This is a genomic window from Microbacterium foliorum (assembly GCF_003367705.1).
GTDB lineage: Bacteria > Actinomycetota > Actinomycetes > Actinomycetales > Microbacteriaceae > Microbacterium > Microbacterium foliorum.
Genome location: NZ_CP031425.1, coordinates 1797553 through 1819993 on the forward strand (window position 1 = coordinate 1797553; position 22441 = coordinate 1819993).

The window sequence follows — 22441 nt, forward strand, 5'->3', positions numbered from 1 at the left end:
GATTCTAGTTCTCGTGTACGGGGCGTGCCGACGACGTGCCGGAGGCCAGGTTTCGGGTGACTTCAGCGAGGGCGGGGATGCCGCCGTCGCGCAGTGCGCGGACGAGCGCGGTGCCGACGATGGCGCCGTCGGCGTACTCGGAGACACCGGCGATCTGCTCGGCGGTCGAGATGCCGATGCCGACGCAGGCGCGCAGGTCACCGTGTTCGCGCAGACGGGCGACGAGTGTGCGCGCCGCCCGGTCGAGCTCGGTGCGCTCGCCCGTGATCCCCATGGTCGACACGGTGTACACGAACCCGGTCGATGACTTCACGACGAGGCCGAGACGCTCGTCGGAGGAGGTGGGGGCCGCGAGGAACACGCGGTCGAGGCCGGTGCGCTCGCTGGCGGCGATCCACTCCCCTGCCACGTCGGGCGTGATGTCGGGGGTGATGAGCCCGGCGCCGCCTGCAGCGAGCAGATCATCGGCGTACCGGTCGACGCCGTACTGGAAGACGGGGTTCCAGTAGGTCATCACGAGCACGGGCACGTCGGTCGCCTCGGTGATGGCGCGCACCGCGGTGAACAGGTCCTTCATCTTGAACCCGTTGGCGAGTGCGGCGGTCGTCGCCTCCTGGATCACCGCGCCGTCCATCACCGGATCGCTGTAGGGCGGCCCGAGTTCGATGATGTCGACGCCGTTCTCGGCGAGGGCGATGGCCGCCTGGATGCTGGTCTCGAGGTCGGGATACCCGACCGGAAGGTATCCGACGAAGGCGCTGCGCCCGGCCTCGTGCGCGGCGGCGATCGCCTGCTCGACGCGACTCACAGCTCCGGCTCCCCCTTCGAGGCGGCCTGCTCGGCGGCGCTCTCGTCGGAGACGTCGTGCGCGAGCGCTTCGGCGTCGTACAGGTCGAAGTAGCGGGCGGCCGTGTCCATGTCCTTGTCGCCACGGCCCGACAGGCAGATCGCCAGCACCGCGTCAGGACCCATCTCACGCCCCAGGCGCAGAGCCCCGGCGAGGGCATGCGCGGACTCGATCGCGGGGATGATCCCCTCGGTGCGGCTGAGCAGGCGCAGTGCCTGCATCGCCTCGTCGTCGGTGGCGGGGATGTACTCCGCACGGCCGATGTCGGCGAGCCAGGAGTGCTCGGGGCCGACGCCCGGGTAGTCGAGACCGGCCGAGATCGAGTGCGACTCGGTCGTCTGCCCATCGTCGTCCTGCAGCACGTAGGTCTTCGCGCCGTGCAGGATTCCCGGACGTCCGCGTTCGATCGATGCCGCGTGCCGCGGCGTGTCGACGCCGTCGCCCGCCGCCTCGACGCCATAGAGCTTCACGCCCTCGTCATCGAGGAACGCATCGAACATGCCGATCGCGTTCGAGCCGCCGCCGACGCAGGCGATCACCGCGTCGGGCAGTCGCCCGGTCTCGTCGAGCAGCTGCTGACGGGCCTCTTCGCCGATGATCTTCTGGAAGTCGCGCACCATCGCGGGGAACGGATGGGGCCCGGCCGCGGTGCCGAAGATGTAGTTGGTGGTCTCTACCGACGCGACCCAGTCCCGATAGGCGTCGTTGATCGCATCCTTGAGCGTGCGCGACCCCGAGGTGACCGGCACGACCTCTGCGCCGAGCAGCCGCATGCGGGCGACGTTGAGAGCCTGACGCTCGGTGTCGACCTCGCCCATGTAGATCGTGCACTCCAGGCCGAACAGAGCGGCGGCCGTCGCCGTCGCGACGCCGTGCTGACCGGCGCCGGTCTCGGCGATCACGCGGGTCTTGCCGAGCCGCCGGGTCAGCAGCGCCTGTCCGAGCACGTTGTTGATCTTGTGCGACCCGGTGTGATTGAGGTCTTCGCGCTTGAGGAAGACACGGGCGCCGCCCGCGTGCTCGGCGAACCGCGCGACCTCGGTCAGCGGTGACGGGCGTCCGGCGTACGAGCTGAGCAGCGAGGCCAGCTCGTCGCGGAATGCCGGGTCGACGATCGCGTCGGCGTACGCCGCCGAGAGCTCATCGATCGCGGCGATCAGCGACTCCGGCATGTAGCGCCCGCCGTACTCGCCGAAGAGAGGTCCGTGCTGGTCGCGCAGACTGCCTCCGGCCGTCGTTGCTCGCTCGGTGGGATGCATCACGCCTCCAGGAAGCTCGTGAGAGTGGCGACCGGATCGCCCGTGACGAGCGCTTCTCCGATCAGGACGACGTCGGCACCCGCGGAGCGGTAGTGCGTGACGTCAGCGGGGGTGAGCACCGCGGACTCGGCGATCTTGATCGCGGAATCCGGGATGCGCTCGACCAGACGGCCGAAGAGGTCGCGGTCGAGTTCGAGGGTGGTGAGATCGCGGGCGTTGACGCCGATCAGGGGTGCACCGAGGTCGATGGCCACCTCGAGCTCGTCGGCCGAGTGGGTCTCGACGAGCGGGGTCATGCCGAGTTCGGTGACGAAGCCGAAGAGGTCCTCCAGCACCCGCCGGTCGAGGCCGGCGACGATGAGCAGCACCAGGTCGGCACCGGCCGCACGGGCCTCGAGGACCTGATAGCGGTTCGCGATGAAGTCCTTGCGGAGCACCGGCAGCGTCACGCGAGCGGTCACGGCCTCGAGATCGGCGAGACTGCCGCCGAAGCGGCGTTCCTCGGTGAGGACGCTGATCGCCGAGGCGCCGCCGGTCTCGTAGAGCGACGCCTGCAGCGCGGGGTCGGGGATCTCGGCCAGGGCGCCGCGCGACGGGCTCGCGCGCTTCACCTCGGCGATGATCTTGACGCGGTCGGCCGGGGCGAGGAAGGCGAGCGCATCCTTGGCGGCAGGGCGCGCGAGAGCGTCGCGTTCCACCTCGGACATCGGCCGGGTGAGGGCTCGACGCTCCGCGTCTGCGACTGCGCCGGCCGTGAGGTCGGCGAGCACCATTAGTGCGCCTTCGGCGAGTACTTGGGGCCCTTCACGCCGTATCCGGCACGCGAGACGAGCCATCCTGCCAGCGCGCCGAGCGGGACGATCGCGGCGCCGACCCAGATGATCGGGATCCACACCGGGCTGAACACGGCGAGGCAGAACGCCAGGGTGCCGATCGTGAAGCCGGCGAGCATGATGATCACGCCTGTCCATGCGGCGGGCGAGTGTCCGTGGCCGGGGTCAGCGATCGGGTTGGTCATGGTCTCCTCCGGGGGACGACGTGCAGGATCTCATTCAGTCTATCGGGGTCAGCGCGTGGGGTCGGTTCCGCGGGACAGGTCGTCCCAGGAGTCGATCGCGTCGACGGGGCCCGACGCCGCCTCGACGTGCGCGGCATCGGTGCGGTACCGGCGCCCGCCGGACTTCCAGCGGCGCCAGGTCACGAGCACCAGCAGCGACGCCGCGAGCAGAACGACCCAGCCGATCAGCGTCACCACGGGCCACGACGAGAGCTCGATCCCGGCGACCAGATCGGCGATCGCCGTGCTTCCCGCGAGTCCTGTCGTCTCGGTCACGGTGCCGCCCACCGCGTCGAGCGGTTCCGACAGCAGCAGCTGCAGCGTCGTCCAACCCAGGAACAGGGCGGCCGCGGTCGAGAGCACACCGAAGACGAGGCGCACGACGGGACCGACGATCGAGAGGGCGATGCCGAGCGCGAGCACGGCGAGGCTCAGGGGCGCGAGCAGCGGGAGCGCGGCCGCACCGGGGACGAGGATCGCCTCCGCGGCATCCGCTCGCTCGACGGTGAGCCAGGTCTGCGTCGACGAGATGATGCCGACCGCTCCCGACAGGAGGAAACCGGAGACCGCGATCGCGCGGCCGCGTGCGGCGAGGGTCATGCGGATGCGCCTCCGTCGACGGCCTGGAGGTCGGTGGAGTCGAAGCAGGTGCGCGTGCCGGTGTGGCACGCGGGGCCGGTCTGGTCGACGCGCAGGAGGATCGCATCGCCGTCGCAGTCCAGGCGCGCCTCGTGCACGACCTGGATGTGTCCGGAGGTGTCGCCCTTGCGCCAGTACTCCCGGCGGGAACGGGACCAGTAGACGGCGCGTCCCGTCGTGAGCGTCCTGCGCAGAGCCTCGGCGTCGACCCACGCCAGCATGAGCACCTCGGCCGTGTCCCACTGCTGCACGATCACGGGAGCGAGTCCATCGTCGTTGAACGCGACCTGCGCGATCCGCTGCTCGACATCGGTCATCGGACCAGCACCCCCTCCGCGCGCAGCGCGGCTTTGACGTCGCCGACGGTGAGCGCTCCGGTGTGGAACACGCTCGCCGCGAGAACCGCATCGGCACCCGCCTTGATGGCGGGCGCGAAATCGGACACGGCGCCGGCGCCGCCCGACGCGATGATGGGCACGGATGCCGCTTCGCGCATCACCGAGACGAGCTCCAGGTCGAAGCCGTCGCGGGTGCCGTCGGCATCTATCGAGTTGACGAGGAGTTCGCCCGCGCCGCGCTCCGCGGCCTCGCGCGCCCACTCGATCGCATCGAGGGTCGTCCGGGTGCGGCCGCCGTGCGTGGTGACCACGAACCCGGAGGGAGTCGTGTCGGCGCGTTTGACATCGAGAGACAGCACGAGGACCTGGGCGCCGAAGCGGTCGGCGATCTCGCCGATCAGCTCGGGGCGTGCGATCGCCGCCGAGTTCACGCCCACCTTGTCGGCTCCGACGGCGAGCAGCCGTGACACGTCATCGACGCTGCGCACCCCACCGCCGACCGTCAGCGGCACGAACACCTGCTCCGCCGTGCGCTGCACCACGTCATACGTGGTCGCACGCGCGTCGACCGTGGCGGTGACGTCGAGGAAGGTGATCTCGTCGGCGCCCTGCGCCGCATAGTGGCGGGCGAGCTCGACGGGATCTCCCATGTCGCGCAGGTTCTCGAAGTTCACGCCCTTGACGACACGACCATCGGCGACATCCAGACACGGGATGACGCGACTCGCGAGAGCCATCAGAGCCTCGCGTTGTGGATCGCCGTGACCAGGATCGCGCGGGCACCGAGCGCGTAGAGCGCGTCCATCACCGGGTTGACCCGCGAGCGCGCCACCATCACACGCACGGCGACCCATTCGGGGTCGCGCAGCGGCGAGACCGTGGGCGACTCGATGCCCCCGGCGACCTCGACGGCGGCGTCGAGCAGAGCGACGGGCAGGTCGTAGTCGATCATCACGAACCGGCGGGCGACCATCACTCCGCGCAGGCGACGCAGCAGGGTCTCGGACCCCTCGGCGTCGTGCGGGCCGGCGATCAGCACGGCCTCCGACTGCAGGATCACCGGGCCGAACACGTCGAGGCCCGCCTGCCGGAGCGTCGTCCCGGTCTCGACGACGTCTGCGACCGCGTCGGCCACCCCGAGGCGCACCGCCGATTCGACGGCGCCGTCGAGTGGCACGAGATCGACCGCGATGCCCCGCTCGTCGAGGAACGCATCGACGAGCCCGGGGTACGAGGTGGCGATGCGCAGTCCGTCGAGCTCGGAGACGTCGCTGTAGCGGCCGGACGGCGCCGCGAAACGGAACGTGGAGCCGGCGAACCCGAGCGCCTCGATCTCCCTGGCACCCGGCATCCGGGCATCCAGAAGAAGGTCGCGGCCGGTGATGCCGACGTCGATCGCCCCCGACCCGACGTAGGTCGCGATGTCCTTGGGACGCAGGTAGAAGAACTCGACGTCGTTGTCGCCGTCGACGACGTGCAGGGTCTTGGGATCACGGCGACCGGTGTAGCCGGCCTCCGCGAGCATGTCGGCGGCGGTCTCGGAGAGAGAGCCCTTGTTGGGAACAGCAATGCGCAGCATGGGATGCCTTCAGATCGAAGCGAATGGAGCGGAGCGCTTCACAGATGTCGGTAGACGTCCTGCAGGCTCAGCCCCTTCGCGATCATCATCACCTGCACGTGGTAGAGCAGCTGCGAGATCTCCTCGGCGGCGTCGTCATCGGACTCGTACTCGGAGGCCATCCAGACCTCGGCGGCCTCCTCGACGATCTTCTTGCCGATCGTGTGCACGCCGCCGTCGAGCTCCGCGACCGTCCCCGATCCTTCGGGTCGGGTCTCCGCCTTGACGCTGAGCTCGGCGAACAGCTCGTCGAAAGTCTTCACGATTCCAGGCTAGCGGCTCTGGCGCGGTCCCTGAGCCGGGTGACGGCCGCCTCGACGTCATCCGCCCCATAGACCGCGGATCCGGCGACGAACGTGTCGGCGCCGGCGGCGGCGGCCTCCTCGATCGTCGCGTCGGAGATGCCCCCGTCGACCTGCAGCCAGACGGTCGAGCCCCGGCGCTTCGCCTCGTCGGCGAGGGCGCGCAGCTTCGGCATCGTCTCGGACATGAATCCCTGGCCGCCGAAACCCGGCTCCACGGTCATCACGAGGATCTGGTCGAATTCCTCGAGCACGCTGTACAGCCCCTCCGCGGGCGTATCGGGCTTGATGGCGACGCCCGCCCGTGCACCGATGTCCCGCAGCCGCCTCGCGAGCGAGATCGGATCGGCCGCGGCTTCGAGATGGAAGGTCACGCTCGCGGCCCCCAGCTCGGCGTAGGCGGGAGCCCAGCGCTCGGGATCGGTGATCATCAGATGCACGTCGAGCGGGATGGGGCTCGTCGCCTGGATCCGCTCGACCATCTGCGGGCCGAACGTGAGGTTGGGCACGAAGTGGTTGTCCATCACGTCGACGTGCGCGAAGTCCGCCGACGCGATCCTGGCGAGGTCGCGCTGCATGTTGACGAAGTCGGCGGCCAGGATGCTGGGGTTGATGCGCGGGGCGCGGGGCAGGTCCACGTCTCTAGTCTCCTTCGTCGGTGGGCGGATTGTCTCGGGGCGCGGCCGTCTCACGACGCAGCAGCGCAAGGAACATCGCATCGGTGCCATGTCGATGCGGCCAGAGCTGCACGCGGCCGGAGCCGTCGTCGGCGAGGTCGATCGGCGCGTCCGCGACGTCGGCGACCACGGAGCGGGCGTCGAGCTCGGTGACGTCGCTGCGCCCGCGGAGCACCTCCTGCACCACGCCGGTCGTCTCGGCGAGGTGGGGCGAGCATGTGGCGTAGGCGACGATTCCCCCGGGCGCGACGGCGTCGAGGGCCGAACGGAGCAGCTCGACCTGCAGCGGCACGAGGTCGGCGACGTCGGCCGGCGACTTGCGCCAGCGGGCCTCGGGACGGCGTCGCAGCGCGCCGAGCCCGGTGCACGGAGCATCCACGAGGATGCGGTCGAAGGCGCCGGGGTGCGTGGTCCCGAACGAGCGGCCGTCGTCCTCGTGCACGGTCACCTCGCCGGGAACGGCGCGCAGAGCATTGCGGACGAGACGGGCCCGGGTGGGAACGACCTCGTTGGCTTCGAGCCGCACATCGTGCTGTCGAGCGATCGCGGCCAGCAGCGCGGTCTTGCCGCCAGGGCCCGCGCAGAGGTCGAGCCACCGCTCGCCGGGGACGATCGGTGCGGCGCCGGCCAGCGCGAGGGCGACGAGCTGGGAGCCCTCGTCCTGTACGCGGACAGTGCCTCCGGATGCGGCGATCACCCGATGCGGGTCACCGCCGGCCGACGCGTACGCCGTCGGAGCGTACGGGCGTCGGGGCTCCCCCGGCTCGGCGAGTCCGGGAAGCGCGACCAGCGTGACCTCCGGCGAGGCGTTGTCGGCGTCGAGGAGCTCGTCGAGCTCGTCGACCCGTCCCTCTGCGGCGAGAGCCCTGCGCAGTGCCCTGATGACCCAGACCGGATGCGCGGTGCGGAGCGCGAGCCTCTCGTCGTCCGACCGGGCGGATGCCTCGATGCGCTGCTCCCACTCCCCCGGCGTCTCACGGGAGATGCGCCGGAGCACGGCATTCGCGAAGCTGGACGCGCCGCGGCCCTGGTGCGCGGCGACGAGGTTCACGGACTCGTTCACCGCGGCATGGGACGCGACTCTGGTGGCGAGCAGCTGATGCGTCGCGAGTCGCAGCGCGTCGAGCACGGCGGGGTCGATCTCTTCGGCAGGACGATCCGCGGCCGCGGAGATGATCGCGTCGTAGGTGCCGCGACGACGCAGCGTGCCGTAGGCGAGTTCCGTGGCCAGCGCGGCGTCCTGAGGGGTGAGACCGGCGTCGGCGATCGCCGGAGGCAGGATCAGGTTGGCGTACGCATCGGAGTCGGACACGGCCCGCAGCACGTCGTAGGCGACGCGTCGCGCGGGCTGGACCGTGCGCTGTGGCGCTGCCGCTCCGCCCCGAGACGAGCCACCCCGAGACGAGCCGTTCCGTGTCGAGCCGTTCCGTGTCGAGCCGTTCCGCGCCGAACCGCCGCGTGCGTCGTCGCCCCGACCGGACCCGGAGCGACCGGAGCCGCCGCGGCCGCCGCCTGCGCCGGAGCCGTCGGACCTCGCGTCGCGTCGCGACCGGTCGTCCCGCCGGCCGCTCATGCGCCCACCCGCAGATCCTCGGCACCGCGCTGTCCGCGCCACCAGTCGACCGCCTTCATCGCTCCCTTGCCCGCCGGCTGCACCCGCGTGACCGCGAGCGGGTCCGAGGCGGTGCCGATCAGCAGCGAGGACTTCGTCGCGGCGATACGTCCGGGCTCGAGCGCATCCACGCCCGCGGAGGGAGCGGCCTCGAGGATCTTCAGCCGCAGGCCGTCGATCGTGGTGTGCGCGCCCGGTTCGGGGGTCACGCCGCGGAAGCGGGCGAACACGCGGGACAGCGGCTCGGTCCAGTCGATCAGACCGTCGTCGAGGGTGAGCTTCGGTGCGAGGGTCGGCTCGCCCTGCTGAGGAACGGCGACGGCCGTCCCGTCGGCGATGGCCGCGACCACCTCGGCGGTGAGCGCGGCGCCCTCGACGGACAGCACCTCGAGCACGGCATCCGCGGTCGCCTGCTCATCGACGTCGACGACACGCGCGGCGAAGACGTCGCCCGCATCGAGGGCAGGGACGAGCTGGAAGACACTGGCTCCGAGCTCGGCATCGCCCGCGATCAGCGCGCGCTGCACGGGCGCGGCGCCGCGCCAGCTCGGCAGCATCGAGAAGTGCAGGTTGATCCAGCCTTTCGCCGGCGTCGACAGCAGCGGCTCACGCACGAGGCCGCCGTAGGCCACGATGACGCCGAGTTCGGCGTCGAGCTCGGCGATCGCCTCGGTGACGGCATCGTCGAGCCTCGCGGCAGCGATCACCGGAAGGCCGAGCTCTGCCGCGGCCTGGGCCACGGGCGACGGCGTGAGCACGCGCTTGCGCCCCAACGGAGCATCGGGCCGGGTCACCACGGCCACGATGTCGTGTTCATCGGCGAGCCGGTGGAGGGTGGGGACGGCGGCCGACGGTGTGCCGGCGAAGACGAGTCGCATGAAGGTGCTCCGGAGGGATCCAGGTGGAGATCGGGTGAGGTCGAGGCGGTGTCGCGTTCAGAGCTCTGGGTCGAGGATATCGAGGCGAACCGAGAGCGCGCTCCGAGTGGACTTGCCCTTGCCCCTGCGCGCACTGACAGCCTCGGCGACCACGGCTGCGCGGAGGGTCGACGCCACTCGCTGTCCGGCGCCGTAATCGAAGCGGACCAGCGCACGCACGCGCGGCGGGTAGTCGTCGGACTCGATCGGCACCGGACCGAGCACGGCATCGGGAGGCAGAGCGAGATCGTGCAGAGAAGCCAGCCCGCGGGCCACCGCGGCGACCGTGCCCTCGACGAGCGCCACCCGCGCGGCCGGCGGCATGTGCAGCGGAGCGCGCTCGGCGAGTTCGGCGCGCGCGAAACCGGAGTGGTTCCAGGTCGCGAGTGCTCGGGCGATGCCGCCGTCGACGCCCACCAGATGGATCGGAGCGCCGGGGGCGGCCAGGGCGGCGGCGTTCGACCACCACCGCAGGCACGCCTCGCCGATGCGCAGGTCCGGTGCCTGCAGCATCCGCGGTCCGTCGAGCAGCACCACCGCCCGGTATCCGCCCTCTGCGAGAGGTTCGGCTCCCCTGGTCGCGACGATGAGGGACGGCTTGTCGGCGACGTGCTCGACGGGGTGCGCGCTGTCGGCCACGATCACCCGGATTCCGGGGAAGGCCTTGCCCAACTCGTCGGCCGTGCGCTCGCTGCCCGAGGAGGCCAGGCGCAGCTTCGTCGAGGAGCAGGCCGGGCATGCCCACGCACGGGCACCGCGACCGCACCATGCGCAGACGGGCACGGCCCCGCGGTGGGTGGCTCCCAGCGGTCCACCGCAGTGTGCGCAGCGCGCGGGTGCACGGCAGTCGGCGCACACCAGTGACGGGGAGAAACCCGGGCGCGACACCTGCACCAGCACGGGCCCATCGGCGGCGGCGTTGCGTGCGGAGAGGAACGCCGAGGACGGCATCCGCTGGGCTGTGGGGGCGTCCATCTCCTGCGGCGTGCTGAGCACGACGCGCGGGAGCACACGGCGTGTCGCCCGCACGTCGTGCAGGTACCCGTGCGCGACGAGCCGCTCCACATCGGTCGTGCGCGTGTGACCGGCGTACACCAGCGCGGAATCCTCCTGCTCCTGGCGCAGGAGCGCGGCGTCGCGGGCGTTGATGTAGGGGGCGAGCGGTTCGCCGAGCAGCGGATCGCCGTCGTCCCAGACCGCGACGAGACCTGCCTGCACCGGCGCGTACACGGCCGAGCGATTGCCCACCACGATGCACGGCGCGTCCTCGAGCGTGCGCAGGAACGAGCGGTAGCGATCGGGATTCGTCAGTCGCGAATCGTGCCGCACCACCGCTTCGGCCGGAGCGAGCACCTCGAGCGCCGCGAGCAGGCGATCCAGGTCGCGGTGGTCCGGCACCACCAGCACACTCGATCGGCCCGCCGCGAGCGTGTGCACCGCCGCTGCCGCGAGCAGCGCGGCCCAGCCCTGCACCCCCTCGCGGGAGACCGGCACCGCCTCGACCGCCGCACGACCGGACTCGTCGAGGACTGCGGTGAGTCCGTCGTACTCGTCGATGACCCGGGCGGCCGCCGCCTGCTGCGCGTCTGTGGGGACCGGCACCGGGGCATCGGCCGTCCAGGCCTTCTCGACGCGCACCTGGCGCTTGGGGATCACGAGTCGCAGCACGTCGGAGGCGGAACCCGCCGCGCGGTCCGCCGCGCGCCGCGCGAGGCGGTACAGGCGCGAGGGCAGGACGGGCACCGTCGACACGACGCTGTCGGCCTCGGACAGCGGACGATCGGCGTCGTCTTCGGTGTCGAGCTCGATGACGTACCCGTCGACCACGCGACCCGCGGTGCGCAGCGGCACACGGACCCGCACACCGAGCGGCACCTCACCCAGCTCGGTGGGCAGGGCGTAGTCGAACAGCCGATCGAGCTGCGGCAGCGGGGAGTCCAGGAGAACGCGGGCGATGCGCCGGCTCTCGGTCATGAGCGCGGGGGTGCCATCGGGCCGCCCCTCAGAGGCCCGCAGCGCGACGAAGCTCCTCGGCGCGGTCGGTGCGCTCCCACGTGAAGTCGGGGAGGTCGCGACCGAAGTGGCCGTATGCCGCTGTCTGCGCGTAGATCGGGCGCAGCAGGTCGAGCTGATCGATGATCGCCTGGGGCCGGAGGTCGAACACCTCATCGATCGCGCGGGTGATGGCCTCGTCCGACACCTTTCCGGTGCCGAAGGTCTCGACGTACAGTCCCACGGGTCGGGCGACGCCGATGGCGTAGGCGACCTGCACCTCGAGGCGATCGGCGAGTCCCGCGGCGACGGCGTTCTTGGCGACCCACCGCGTGGCGTAGGCGCCCGAGCGGTCGACCTTCGACGGATCCTTGCCGCTGAACGCCCCGCCGCCGTGACGGGCGGCGCCGCCGTAGGTGTCGATGATGATCTTGCGTCCGGTGAGACCCGCGTCGCCCTTCGGGCCGCCGGTCACGAACGGGCCTGCGGGGTTGATGTAGTAGGTGACGTCGTCGAGATCGAGTCCGGTCGTCGCGAGGATCGGGTCGATGACGTGCTCCCGCACCTGCGCCTTGATCTCGTCCTGCGAGATGTCGGGGTGGTGCTGCGTCGAGAGCACCACCGCGTCGACGGTCTTCGGGGTGAAGCCCTCGTATCCGAGGGTGACCTGCGTCTTGCCGTCGGGGCGCAGGAAGCCGAGCGCACCGGAGCGGCGCACCTCGGCGAGCCGCTCGGCGATGCGGTGGGCGGTCCAGGCCGCCATCGGCATCAGCTGCGGCGTCTCGTTGGTGGCGAACCCGAACATGATGCCCTGGTCGCCCGCCCCCAGTCCGTCGAGCGGATCGACGGACGAGCCGTCGCGATGCTCCTGAGCGCTGTCGACCCCGTGGGCGATGTCGGTGGACTGCTCCCCCACCGAGATGCTCACACCGCACGAATCCCCGTCGAAGCCGGTGTCGCTCGACGTGTAGCCGATGCGATTGACGACCTGACGGACGATCGTCGGGATGTCGACGTACGCCTCGGTGCGGATCTCACCCGCGACGTGCACGAGCCCCGTGGTGACGAGGGTCTCGACGGCGACGCGGGAGCCGGGGTCCTTCGCGAGGAGGCCGTCGAGGATGCTGTCCGAGATCTGGTCGCAGATCTTGTCGGGGTGCCCCTCGGTGACGGACTCGGACGTGAACAGACGCAGCGCGCTCATCGGGGCTCCAGAACGGATCGGGCAGACGGGAGGGGGTGATCCCATGATGGACCGCACCGCCGACATCGGTCGGCGGTGCGGTCATCGGACGTCACTCGGCGTGACGGAGGCGCAGCTTGTCTTCGTTGATCTCGTGCAGGGCGATGGTGAGCGGCTTGTCCTCGACGGACGAGTCGACCAGCGGGCCCACGTTGTCGAACAGGTTGCCCTCGTGGAGGTCGGAGTAGTAGTCGTTGATCTGGCGCGCGCGCTTGGCGGCGTAGATCACGAGCTCGTACTTCGAGTCGACGCGGTCGAGCAGGTTGTCGATGGGGGGATCGATGATGCCGTTGGTGTGGTGTCCGGCCATGGTGGGACCTCCTGATCAGGCGACGGGATCGTCGCGAAGACGGTGAAGCAGGCGCGCGATCCTTCGACGGGCTCAGGGACCGGATGTGGCAGGATCCCCGAAATCGTGTCAGCGCGCAGAGCTCAGAGACAATTCTACGACCTCGGCGGCGGCAGCGGCGACGTCCTCGTTCACGATGAGGTGGTCGAACTCGTTCTGCGCGGCCAATTCGACCTTCGCCGTGCGCAGTCGACGCGCCCGTTCCTCGGCCCCCTCGGTGCCGCGACCGACCAGTCGCTGCACGAGTTCGTCCCAGGTCGGCGGCAGCAGGAAGATGAGCGTCGCCGCCGGTTCGGCACGGCGGACCTGGCGCGCGCCCTGCAGGTCGATCTCGAGCAGCACCGTCCTGCCCTCGGCCAGAGCGGCGTCGATCGGCGCACGCGGCGTGCCGTAGCGCGACCGGTTGTGCACCACGGCGTACTCGAGCAGCTCGTCCTGCTCGATCAGCCGATCGAACTCGGCGTCGTCCACGAAGTAGTAGTGCACGCCGTCGATCTCCCCCGGGCGCGGCGCCCTGGTCGTCGCCGAGACGGAGAGGTGGATCTCGGGGTTGTGCTCGCGGATGTGGGCCGCGACCGTGCCCTTGCCGACTGCGGTGGGGCCGGCGAGCACGAGCAGCCGACTGCGCGCGCCCCGGGGCTCGGTGACGGGGAAGCGCGTGTCCAGCCATGCGGTCAGCGCGGCGCGCTGACGCACGCCGAGGCCGCCGAGGCGCTTGACCGACGAGATGTGCAGCTCGTCGAGGATGCGATCGCGCTTACCCGCGCCGATCGCCGGGAGGGCGAGCAGGAAGTCGGTGATCCGCAGGGACCCCTCGACGGAATCCGGATCCGCCGTCGCACGCCGCAGCACGGTCTGCGGCGTGACGACCCGCGTGGTCAGGTCGCGTTTGAGCGATGCACGGGCGCGTCGTCGCTCGACCGCTTTGCGCGCGGCGGCCGCACGGTCGACCTCGGGAACCGGACGAGACTCAGCCACGGCCGACCTCCCTGTATTCTGCGACGCGCGCGTCGATGGCTGCGGCGAGGCCCGACGGCCCGGCCGAGAGGATGCTGCGACTCTCACTCGCGAGGACCGCGCCGCTCATGCTCCCGAAACGGCGATGCAGATCGGACGGCGTCGCCCCCTGCGTGCCGAAGCCCGGAGCGAGGATCGGCGCGAACGGGGCGAACGCCGCGATGCCGGCATCCGTCCAGTCCACCGTGGCTCCGATCACGAAGCCGAAGCTGCCCCACTCCCCCGCGCCGGCGTGCTCGGCGTTGCGGGCGGAGACGACCGAGACGATGTCGGCGGACACCGCACGACCCGTCTCCGAGACCGAGCGCTGCAGCGTCTCCGCTTCGGGATTGCTCGTCGCGGCGAGCACGAACAGGCCCTTCCCGTGCTCCTGTGCGAGCGAGAAGGCGCCGTCGAGGGCACCGACCCCGAGGAACGGATTGACCGTGAGGGCGTCCGCTTCGAGAGGTGAGCCCGGCGTCAGCCAGGCCTGGGCGTACGCGTCCATGGTGGTGCCGATGTCGCCGCGCTTCGCGTCCGCGATCACGACCAGCCCCGCCGCACGTGCGGCGGCCAGCACCTCCTCGAGCGCGGCGAAGCCCGCCGAGCCGAAGCGCTCGAAGAACGACACCTGCGGCTTGACGACACCGACGCGGCCGGCCGCCGCCTCGACGGTCCTCAGCCCGAACTCCCGCGTGCCGGAGGCGTCGTCGGCGAGGCCCCACGCCGCGAGGAGCGCTGCATGCGGGTCGATGCCCACGCACAGCGGTCCTCGCGCGGCGAGGGTCGTGCGGATGCGTTCGCCGAAGCGGGTGCTCACACCGCGGCCTTCCGGTCGAGGGCGTACTCCTGCAGGCTCTTCACCTGGAAGCCCTCGTGCGCTGCGTCCATGCCGCTCACGGCGGCACCGAGAACGGCCATCGTGGTGAACAGCGCCTTGTCCGCCGCGACCGCCGCGGCCCTGATCTCGTACCCGTCGGCCCGTGCCGCGCCGCCCGAGGGCGTGTTCACGACGATGTCGATCGAGCCGTCGTTGATCAGGTCGACGACGTTGGTCGCGCCCGACTCCTGGGTCTCGCTGTACTTCTCGACCACGGTCACGGCGATGCCGTTGCGCGAGAGGATCTCGGCGGTGCCCTCGGTGGCCACGATCGTGAACCCGAGCTGCTGCAGGCGGTGCGCCGGCAGGATCACCGCGCGCTTGTCGGAGTCGGCGACCGAGATGAACACGGTTCCGGAGGTCGGCATCCCGCCGTACGCGGCGGCCTGGCTCTTGGCGAACGCGGTCGGGAAGTCGCGGTCGATGCCCATGACCTCGCCCGTCGAGCGCATCTCCGGTCCGAGGATCGAGTCGACCGTCTTGCCGTCGGCGGTGCGGAACCGCTTGAACGGCAGCACGGCCTCCTTGACCGAGACCGGTGCGTCGAGCGGCACCCGCGAACCGTCCTGCTCGGGCAGCATGCCCTCGGCGCGCAGCTCCGCGATGGTCGATCCGGCCATCACACGGCTCGCGGCCTTGGCCATCGGGATGCCGAGCGCCTTGGAGACGAACGGCACCGTGCGGCTCGCGCGCGGATTGGCCTCGATGACGTAGAGCACCCCGGCGCTGATCGCGAACTGCACGTTCAGCAGGCCGCGCACTCCGACGCCCTCGGCGATCGCCAGCGTGGCCTCGCGCACGCGGTCGACATCGGTGCGACCGAGCGATACCGGGGGCAGCGTGCAGCTGGAGTCGCCGGAGTGGATGCCCGCCTCTTCGAGGTGCTCCATGACTCCGCCGATGAACAGATCGGTGCCGTCGTAGAGAGCATCGACGTCGAGCTCGATCGCGTCATCGAGGAAGCGGTCGACCAGGAGCGGCTTGCCCTCCTCGATGACGACCTCGTCGGCGGTGCGCACGAAGTAGTCGCGCAGCGACGCGGTGTCGTAGACGATCTCCATGCCGCGACCTCCGAGCACGAAGCTCGGGCGCACGAGCACGGGGTAGCCGATCTCCTCGGCGACCGCGACCGCACCGTCGGCGTCGACGGCGGTGCCGTGACGCGGAGCGATGAGGCCCGCCGAATCGAGCAGCTGCGAGAAGAGCTCCCGCTCCTCCGCGATGTCGATCGCCGCGGGGCTGGTGCCGAGCACCGTGTACCCGGCGGCCTCGATGCCCTTCGCGAGCCCGAGCGGGGTCTGACCGCCGAGCTGGCAGACGACGCCGAGGATCGTGCCGCTGGCGGCTTCCGCGTCCAGCACCTCGAGCACGTCCTCGAGCGTGAGCGGCTCGAAGTAGAGACGGTCGGACGTGTCGTAGTCGGTCGAGACGGTCTCGGGGTTGCAGTTGACCATGACGGTCTCGAACCCGGCATCCGACAGAGCGAACGACGCGTGCACGCAGGAGTAGTCGAACTCGACGCCCTGACCGATGCGGTTGGGGCCCGACCCGATGATCACCACCTTCGTGCGCTCCGACGGCGCCACCTCGGTCTCGAAGTCGTAGCTCGAGTAGTGATACGGGGTGAGAGCCGGAAACTCGCCTGCGCAGGTGTCGACCGTCTTGTACACGGGCCGGATGCCGAAGCCGTGACGCACGCCGCGGATCTCGGCCTCGTCGTCGCCGCGCAGCTGCGCGATCTGCGCGTCGGAGAAGCCGTGCTCCTTGGCGTACCGCAGCGTGGCGGCGTCGAGCTCCGGGGCCGTGCTGACGATCTCCGCGACCTCGTTGATGAGCACGATCTGGTCGATGAACCACGGGTCGATCGCCGTGGCCTCGAAGGCCTGCTCGACGGTCGCGCCCTTGCGCAGCGCCTGCTGCAGGGTGACGATGCGTCCGTCGGTCGGCACCTTCGAGATCTCGAGCAGCTCGTCGACCGAGCGCTCCTCGATGCCCCAGTGGAAGCTGGAGCCGCGCTTCTCGAGCGACCGGAGCGCCTTCTGCAGCGCGGTCGCGTAGTTGCGTCCGATCGCCATGGCCTCTCCGACCGACTTCATGGTCGTGGTGAGCGTGGCGTCGGCGGCGGGGAACTTCTCGAACGCGAACCGCGGCACCTTGACCACGACGTAGTCGAGCGTCGGCTCGAAGCTCGCCGGGGTCACACCCGTGATGTCGTTGGGGATCTCGTCGAGCCGGTAGCCGAGGGCGAGCTTCGCCGCGAGCTTCGCGATCGGGAATCCGGTCGCCTTCGAGGCCAGCGCACTGGAGCGCGAGACGCGCGGGTTCATCTCGATGACGATGATGCGCCCGTTGCTGGGATCGACCGCGAACTGGATGTTGCAGCCTCCCGTGTCCACGCCCACCGCGCGGATGATGTCGATGCCGATGTCGCGCATGTTCTGGTACTCGCGGTCGGTGAGGGTGAGCGCCGGTGCCACCGTGATCGAGTCTCCGGTGTGCACGCCCACGGGATCCACGTTCTCGATCGAGCAGACGACGACCGTGTTGTCGGCGGTGTCGCGCATGAGCTCGAGCTCGTACTCCTTCCAGCCGAGGATGGACTCCTCCAGGAGCACCTCGGTGGTCGGGGAATCCCGCAGACCCGCTCCGCCGATGCGACGGAGGTCCTGCTCGTCGTAGGCGAAGCCGGAGCCGAGACCGCCCATGGTGAACGAGGGGCGGACGACGAGCGGGTAACCCAGCTCGGCGGCGCCCTCGAGCAGGTCGTCCATCGTGTGCGCGATGATGCTGCGCGCCACGTCGGCGCCGGCATCCAGCACCAGCTGCTTGAAGACCTGGCGGTCCTCGCCCTTGTTGATCGCCTCGAAGCTCGCACCGATCAGCTCGACGTCGTACTTCTCGAGGATGCCGTGGTTGTGCAGCTCGATCGCGGCGTTCAGGGCGGTCTGGCCGCCGAGGGTCGGCAGGATCGCGTCGGGACGCTCCTTGGCGATGATGGTCTCGATGACCTGCCAGGTGATCGGCTCGATGTAGGTCGCGTCGGCGAAGTCCGGATCGGTCATGATCGTGGCGGGGTTGGAGTTGACCAGGATGACCCTGACGCCCTCCTCGCGGAGGACGCGGCACGCCTGGGTGCCGGAGTAGTCGAACTCGCAGGCCTGACCGATGACGATCGGGCCGGAGCCGATGACGAGAACGGAGTTGATGTCGTCGCGCTTGGGCATTACTTGGCGTCCTTCTGGGTGTCGACGACCATGTCGCGGAATCGGTCGAAGAGGTAGTTGGCGTCGTGGGGGCCTGCGGCCGCCTCCGGGTGGTACTGCACGGAGAACGCGGGGATGTCGAGCGCGCGGAGACCCTCGACGACGCGGTCGTTCAGACCGACATGGCTGACCTCGACCTTGCCGTAGCCGTTCGGGCTGTCGAAGGAGCCCTCCAACGGAGCCTCGACGGCGAAGCCGTGGTTGTGCGCGGTGATCTCGACCCGCCCTGTCGACTTGTCGAGCACGGGCTGGTTGATGCCGCGGTGCCCGAACGGCAGCTTGTACGTGCCGAGCCCGAGCGCACGACCGAGCAGCTGGTTGCCGAAGCAGATGCCGAAGAACGGCAGCCCGTCATCGAGCACCGCACGCAGCAGTTCGACGTGGTCGCCCGAGGCCGCGGGATCTCCGGGGCCGTTGGAGTAGAACACCGCGACGGGGTCGATCGCGCGGATGCCGTCGATCGTGACGTCCTGAGGAAGCACGTGCACCTCGAAACCGCGGGCGGCGAGGTTGTCGATCGTCGCCTGCTTGACGCCGAGGTCGAGCACGGCGAGGTTGCCGACCTTCTCGCCCACCGCCGGCGTCACCTCCGCGACCTCGACCGAGACCTGCGCCGAGAGATTGCGGCCGGCCATCTGCGGTGCTTCGCGCACGATGCGCAGCTGCTCCTCGGCGTCGGTCTTCGCCGCGTCTCCCGAGAAGATGCCGCCGCGCATCGAACCCGCGGCGCGGATGTGGCGGGTGACCGACCTGGTGTCGATGCCGCTGATGCCGACGATCGCGTCCTGCACGAGCACCTCGTCGAGCGACGCGTTCGCGCGCCAGTTCGACACCACCCGTGAGGGATCGCGCACGATGTATCCGGCCACCCAGATGCGCCGGGACTCGGTGTCCTCGTCGTTCATGCCGGTGTTGCCGATGTGAGGCGCCGTCTGCAGCACGATCTGGCCTGCGTACGAGGGGTCGGTGAGCGTCTCCTGGTAACCGGACATGCCGGTGGCGAAGACGACCTCGCCGAGCGTGGTTCCGAGCGCGCCGTACGCGCGTCCGACGTGGCGGGTCCCGTCTTCGAGGACGAGGACGGCGGGTTCGGGGAGGGCTGTCATGACGTTGCTCCTGTGTCGTCGGCGGCGGTGTCGTCCGTGGCGGGGACGAGTCGCTGCAGTTCTGCGATGAAGTTCTGGGGATCCCCGTCGGTGAGACGGAGGTAGGAATCGACGGGTGTGCCGTCGTCGGCGTTCCACGAGACGCGCACCAGGCCGCCGGGCTCGACCACGCGATCGATCGTGACGGTCGCACGGTCGACGCCGATGAGGCGCGAGGCACCGAGGAAGACCGTCGGCGCTCCGTCGAGGCAGAGGGCCAGGCCGCGGTCGGTGATCGCGGCCTCACCCCGCGCCCGGTAGGTCAGCGGGCGGACGGCCAGTCTCTCCAGCGGCTGCTCGTGCCGGGTCGTCGAGACGTAGAGCACCTCGCGCCGGTCGAGGACCTCCGCGTGCTCGGGAACCCCGAGCGGCGCCGCGAGACCCGAATCTCGTCGGAGTCGTCGTCGCCACGCGAAGAACATCGCGGCGAGGACGAAGACGGCCAGCCCGATCATGATCGCGATGGCGAGATCCCTGGGGATCATGCGCGCAGCTCCTCGACCACGGCCCCGCCGTCGACCGTCAGCAGTCCGCCGTGCACGGTGTACTCGACGCGACCGGGCAGGTCGCGACCGAGGTACGGCGAGTTCACGCTGCGCCCGTGGAGGTCGGACTCGGTGAAGACCCCGGCGACGGATGCGTCATACAGAGCGATGTGCGCCGGGGCGCCGACCTCGAGGGGGGTTCCGTGGCCCGAGAGGCGGCCGATGCGGGCGGGGGTCGCGCTCATCACGCGCGCGACGTCCTCCCAGCCGATCAGCCCGGTCTCGACCATCGACCGGTGCACGACCCGCAGGGCGCTCTCGAGGCCCACCATGCCGTTCGCCGCCGCCTGCCACTCGCACGCCTTGCTCTCGCTGGGGTGCGGTGCGTGGTCCGTCGCGACGATGTCGATCGTGCCGTCGGCGAGGCCCTCGCGCACGGCGAGCACATCCTCCTCGCGGCGCAGCGGCGGGTTGACCTTATAGCGCGCGTCGTAGCCGCGCACCAGCTCGTCGGTCAGCAGCAGGTGGTGGGGGGTGACCTCGGCGGTGACGTCGATGCCGCGCTTCTTGGCCCAGCGGATGATGTCCACGGATCCGGCGGTCGACAGATGGCAGACGTGCAGACGCGAGCCGACATGCTCCGCCAGCAGCACGTCGCGGGCGATGATCGACTCCTCGGCGACGGCCGGCCAGCCGGCGAGCCCCAGTTCGGCCGATACGGTGCCCTCGTTCATCTGGGCGCCCTCGGTGAGACGCGGATCCTGCGCGTGCTGCGCGATGACTCCGCCGAACGACTTCACGTACTCCAGCGCGCGACGCATGATGAGCGGGTCGAACACGCAGAACCCGTCGTCGCTGAACACCCGCACTCGGGCGCGGGAGGTGGCCATGGCGCCCAGCTCGGCGAGCCGTTCGCCCTTCTGGCCCACGGTGACGGCGCCGATCGGCTGGACTGTGGCATAGCCTGCGGCCTCGCCGAGGGCGAGTTCCTGCTCGACGACGCCCGCCGTGTCGGCCACCGGCGAGGTGTTCGGCATCGCGAACACCGCGGTGAAGCCGCCGGAGGCGGCGGCGCGGGTTCCGGTGAGGATCGTCTCGGACGCCTCGTATCCGGGTTCGCGCAGATGCGTGTGCAGGTCGACCAGCCCGGGGAGCGCGATGAGCCCCGCAGCGTCGACGACTCGAGCGCCGGAGCGCGAGAGCGAGGTGCCGATCTCGGCGATCACGCCGTTCTCGACGATGATGTCGGCGCTCTCCGCGCCGAGAAGCCGTGCGCCGGTGATGACGAGGGTCTCGTTCACTGGTCTCCCCCTCGTTCGTCGTCTCGTTCTCCTGCCAGAAGCAGGTACAGCACCGCCATCCGGACGGACACCCCGTTCGTCACCTGTTCGAGCACGGTGGACCGTGGCGAATCGGCGGCTTCCGAGGAGATCTCCAACCCGCGGTTCATGGGTCCGGGGTGCATCACAATGCTACCGTCCGGCAGACCGGCCACTCGCCGTGCGTCGAGACCCCACCGCCGGGAATACTCCCGCTCAGTCGGGAAATACGCGGCGTTCATCCGCTCCAGCTGGATGCGCAGCATCATGACCGCATCCGGCGACTCGGCGAGGGCCTCGTCGAGGTCGTAGACGACCTTCGCGGGCCACAGCGACACGTTCTGCGGCACGAGCGTGGGAGGTGACACCAGCGTGACCTGCGCGCCGAGGGTGGCGAGCAGCCACACGTTCGAGCGGGCGACACGGGAGTGCAGCACGTCGCCGACGATCACGACCCGGACACCGCTGAGGTCGCGCCCCCGGCTCTGCGCGCCGAAGCGGCGCTTGCGGATCGTGAAGGCATCCAGCAGAGCCTGGGTCGGATGCTCGTGCGTGCCGTCTCCGGCGTTGACGACCCCGGCCGAGATCCAACCGCTGGTGGCGAGGGTCTGCGGAGCCCCGGACGCGGGGTGGCGGATCACGACGGCATCGGCGCCCATCGCCTGCAGGGTCTGGGCGGTGTCCTTCAGGCTCTCGCCCTTGGAGACGCTCGAGCCCTTGGCCGCGAAGTTGATCACATCGGCCGAGAGGCGCTTGGCGGCGGCCTCGAACGAGATGCGCGTGCGGGTGGAGTCCTCGAAGAAGAGGTTCACCACGGTCTTGCCGCGCAGCGTCGGGAGCTTCTTGACCTCGCGCGACTGCGTGTCCGACATGTCCTCGGCGACATCGAGGATGCGCAGTGCGGTCGCGCGGTCGAGGGTGCGGGTGTCGAGGAGGTGTCTCATGCCTCGATCGTCACCTCCTCGGTCCCGTCGTCCTCGGCCAGGCGCACGTTGACACGCTCCTGCCGGGACGAGGGGATGTTCTTGCCGACGAAATCCGGACGGATCGGCAGCTCGCGGTGTCCTCGGTCGACGAGGATCGCGAGACGCACCGCGGCGGGGCGTCCGATCGACTGCAGCGCATCGAGGGCCGCGCGGATGCTGCGGCCGGAGAACAGCACGTCGTCCACGAGCACGACGGTCCTGCCGTCGATGCCCCCGGCGGGGATCGCGGTCGGACGGGGCGATCTGGTCGGCTGCGATGCGAGATCGTCGCGGAACAGCGTCACATCCAGCGCGCCGACCGGCACGGTCGTCTGCGCGATCTCGCCGATGGCGGCGGCGAGGCGGTGGGCGAGTGTGACGCCGCGGGTCGGAATTCCCAGCAGGACGAGGTTCTCAGCCCCTCGGTTGGATTCGAGGATCTCGTGCGCGATACGGGTCAGAGCCCGCGAGATATCGGCTTCGTGCAAGACGGTGCGTGCACTCATCAGCCGCTCCCTTCTCCGCCTCACAGGACGGT

At 70.4% G+C, this 22441-nt stretch carries 23 protein-coding genes; all 23 read right to left on the reverse strand.

What is annotated here, in order from left to right; genetic code table 11:
• Positions 1 to 4 precede the first annotated feature (4 nt).
• A complete protein-coding gene (trpA, locus tag DXT68_RS08330) occupies positions 5 to 808 on the reverse strand; it encodes a tryptophan synthase subunit alpha (RefSeq protein ID WP_045255111.1) in 804 nt (267 codons plus the stop codon).
• Complete coding sequence (gene trpB / locus DXT68_RS08335) at positions 805 to 2106, reverse strand: tryptophan synthase subunit beta (RefSeq protein WP_045255110.1); 1302 nt, start codon at positions 2104 to 2106, stop codon at positions 805 to 807. The genes trpA and trpB overlap by 4 nt, the downstream gene beginning before the upstream one ends.
• Positions 2106 to 2876, reverse strand: a complete 771-nt coding sequence (trpC, locus tag DXT68_RS08340) for an indole-3-glycerol phosphate synthase TrpC (RefSeq protein WP_045255615.1) — start codon at positions 2874 to 2876, stop codon at positions 2106 to 2108. Before trpC ends, trpB begins: the two co-directional genes overlap by 1 nt.
• A gap of 2 nt (positions 2877 to 2878) precedes the next feature.
• Positions 2879 to 3124, reverse strand: coding sequence for an HGxxPAAW family protein (locus DXT68_RS08345; protein ID WP_045255109.1), 246 nt, complete (start codon positions 3122 to 3124; stop codon positions 2879 to 2881).
• Between the two features lie 48 nt (positions 3125 to 3172).
• Complete coding sequence (locus tag DXT68_RS08350) at positions 3173 to 3763, reverse strand: Trp biosynthesis-associated membrane protein (protein ID WP_045255108.1); 591 nt, start codon at positions 3761 to 3763, stop codon at positions 3173 to 3175.
• Positions 3760 to 4119: a phosphoribosyl-AMP cyclohydrolase gene (gene hisI, locus DXT68_RS08355; RefSeq protein WP_045255107.1), complete on the reverse strand. Its 360-nt coding sequence runs from the start codon at positions 4117 to 4119 to the stop codon at positions 3760 to 3762. Before hisI ends, DXT68_RS08350 begins: the two co-directional genes overlap by 4 nt.
• On the reverse strand, positions 4116 to 4877 hold the full coding sequence (gene hisF / locus DXT68_RS08360) for an imidazole glycerol phosphate synthase subunit HisF (protein WP_045255106.1): 762 nt from the start codon (positions 4875 to 4877) through the stop codon (positions 4116 to 4118). The genes hisI and hisF overlap by 4 nt, the downstream gene beginning before the upstream one ends.
• Entirely contained in the window at positions 4877 to 5719 is an 843-nt protein-coding gene (hisG, locus tag DXT68_RS08365) for an ATP phosphoribosyltransferase (RefSeq protein ID WP_045255105.1), read from the reverse strand. Before hisG ends, hisF begins: the two co-directional genes overlap by 1 nt.
• Before the next feature lie 38 nt (positions 5720 to 5757).
• Positions 5758 to 6021, reverse strand: coding sequence for a phosphoribosyl-ATP diphosphatase (locus DXT68_RS08370; protein ID WP_045255104.1), 264 nt, complete (start codon positions 6019 to 6021; stop codon positions 5758 to 5760).
• The gene (gene rpe, locus DXT68_RS08375) at positions 6018 to 6698 is read right to left on the reverse strand and encodes a ribulose-phosphate 3-epimerase (protein ID WP_045255103.1); all 681 of its coding nucleotides are present in this window, start codon (positions 6696 to 6698) and stop codon (positions 6018 to 6020) included. The genes DXT68_RS08370 and rpe overlap by 4 nt, the downstream gene beginning before the upstream one ends.
• Before the next feature lie 4 nt (positions 6699 to 6702).
• Positions 6703 to 8310, reverse strand: coding sequence for an RsmB/NOP family class I SAM-dependent RNA methyltransferase (locus DXT68_RS08380; RefSeq protein ID WP_082069019.1), 1608 nt, complete (start codon positions 8308 to 8310; stop codon positions 6703 to 6705).
• Positions 8307 to 9227, reverse strand: coding sequence for a methionyl-tRNA formyltransferase (gene fmt / locus DXT68_RS08385; protein WP_045255102.1), 921 nt, complete (start codon positions 9225 to 9227; stop codon positions 8307 to 8309). Before fmt ends, DXT68_RS08380 begins: the two co-directional genes overlap by 4 nt.
• A gap of 57 nt (positions 9228 to 9284) precedes the next feature.
• Positions 9285 to 11240: a primosomal protein N' family DNA-binding protein gene (locus DXT68_RS08390; RefSeq protein WP_045255101.1), complete on the reverse strand. Its 1956-nt coding sequence runs from the start codon at positions 11238 to 11240 to the stop codon at positions 9285 to 9287.
• A gap of 28 nt (positions 11241 to 11268) precedes the next feature.
• Entirely contained in the window at positions 11269 to 12462 is a 1194-nt protein-coding gene (metK, locus tag DXT68_RS08395; RefSeq protein ID WP_045255100.1) for a methionine adenosyltransferase, read from the reverse strand.
• A gap of 91 nt (positions 12463 to 12553) precedes the next feature.
• Positions 12554 to 12811 (reverse strand): DNA-directed RNA polymerase subunit omega, encoded by a 258-nt coding sequence (gene rpoZ / locus DXT68_RS08400; RefSeq protein WP_042536631.1) that lies wholly within the window; start codon positions 12809 to 12811, stop codon positions 12554 to 12556.
• A 108-nt stretch (positions 12812 to 12919) separates the two neighbouring features.
• Positions 12920 to 13828 (reverse strand): guanylate kinase, encoded by a 909-nt coding sequence (gmk, locus tag DXT68_RS08405; RefSeq protein ID WP_045255099.1) that lies wholly within the window; start codon positions 13826 to 13828, stop codon positions 12920 to 12922.
• Entirely contained in the window at positions 13821 to 14666 is an 846-nt protein-coding gene (gene pyrF / locus DXT68_RS08410) for an orotidine-5'-phosphate decarboxylase (RefSeq protein WP_045255098.1), read from the reverse strand. Before pyrF ends, gmk begins: the two co-directional genes overlap by 8 nt.
• On the reverse strand, positions 14663 to 17950 hold the full coding sequence (carB, locus tag DXT68_RS08415; protein ID WP_045255097.1) for a carbamoyl-phosphate synthase large subunit: 3288 nt from the start codon (positions 17948 to 17950) through the stop codon (positions 14663 to 14665). Before carB ends, pyrF begins: the two co-directional genes overlap by 4 nt.
• A complete protein-coding gene (carA, locus tag DXT68_RS08420) occupies positions 17950 to 19095 on the reverse strand; it encodes a glutamine-hydrolyzing carbamoyl-phosphate synthase small subunit (RefSeq protein ID WP_045255096.1) in 1146 nt (381 codons plus the stop codon). Before carA ends, carB begins: the two co-directional genes overlap by 1 nt.
• Positions 19092 to 19619, reverse strand: coding sequence for a PH-like domain-containing protein (locus DXT68_RS08425; protein ID WP_045255095.1), 528 nt, complete (start codon positions 19617 to 19619; stop codon positions 19092 to 19094). The genes carA and DXT68_RS08425 overlap by 4 nt, the downstream gene beginning before the upstream one ends.
• Entirely contained in the window at positions 19616 to 20920 is a 1305-nt protein-coding gene (locus tag DXT68_RS08430; RefSeq protein WP_045255094.1) for a dihydroorotase, read from the reverse strand. The genes DXT68_RS08425 and DXT68_RS08430 overlap by 4 nt, the downstream gene beginning before the upstream one ends.
• Positions 20917 to 21882, reverse strand: coding sequence for an aspartate carbamoyltransferase catalytic subunit (locus DXT68_RS08435; RefSeq protein WP_045255093.1), 966 nt, complete (start codon positions 21880 to 21882; stop codon positions 20917 to 20919). Before DXT68_RS08435 ends, DXT68_RS08430 begins: the two co-directional genes overlap by 4 nt.
• The gene (gene pyrR, locus DXT68_RS08440; protein WP_045255092.1) at positions 21879 to 22409 is read right to left on the reverse strand and encodes a bifunctional pyr operon transcriptional regulator/uracil phosphoribosyltransferase PyrR; all 531 of its coding nucleotides are present in this window, start codon (positions 22407 to 22409) and stop codon (positions 21879 to 21881) included. Before pyrR ends, DXT68_RS08435 begins: the two co-directional genes overlap by 4 nt.
• Positions 22410 to 22441 lie beyond the last annotated feature (32 nt).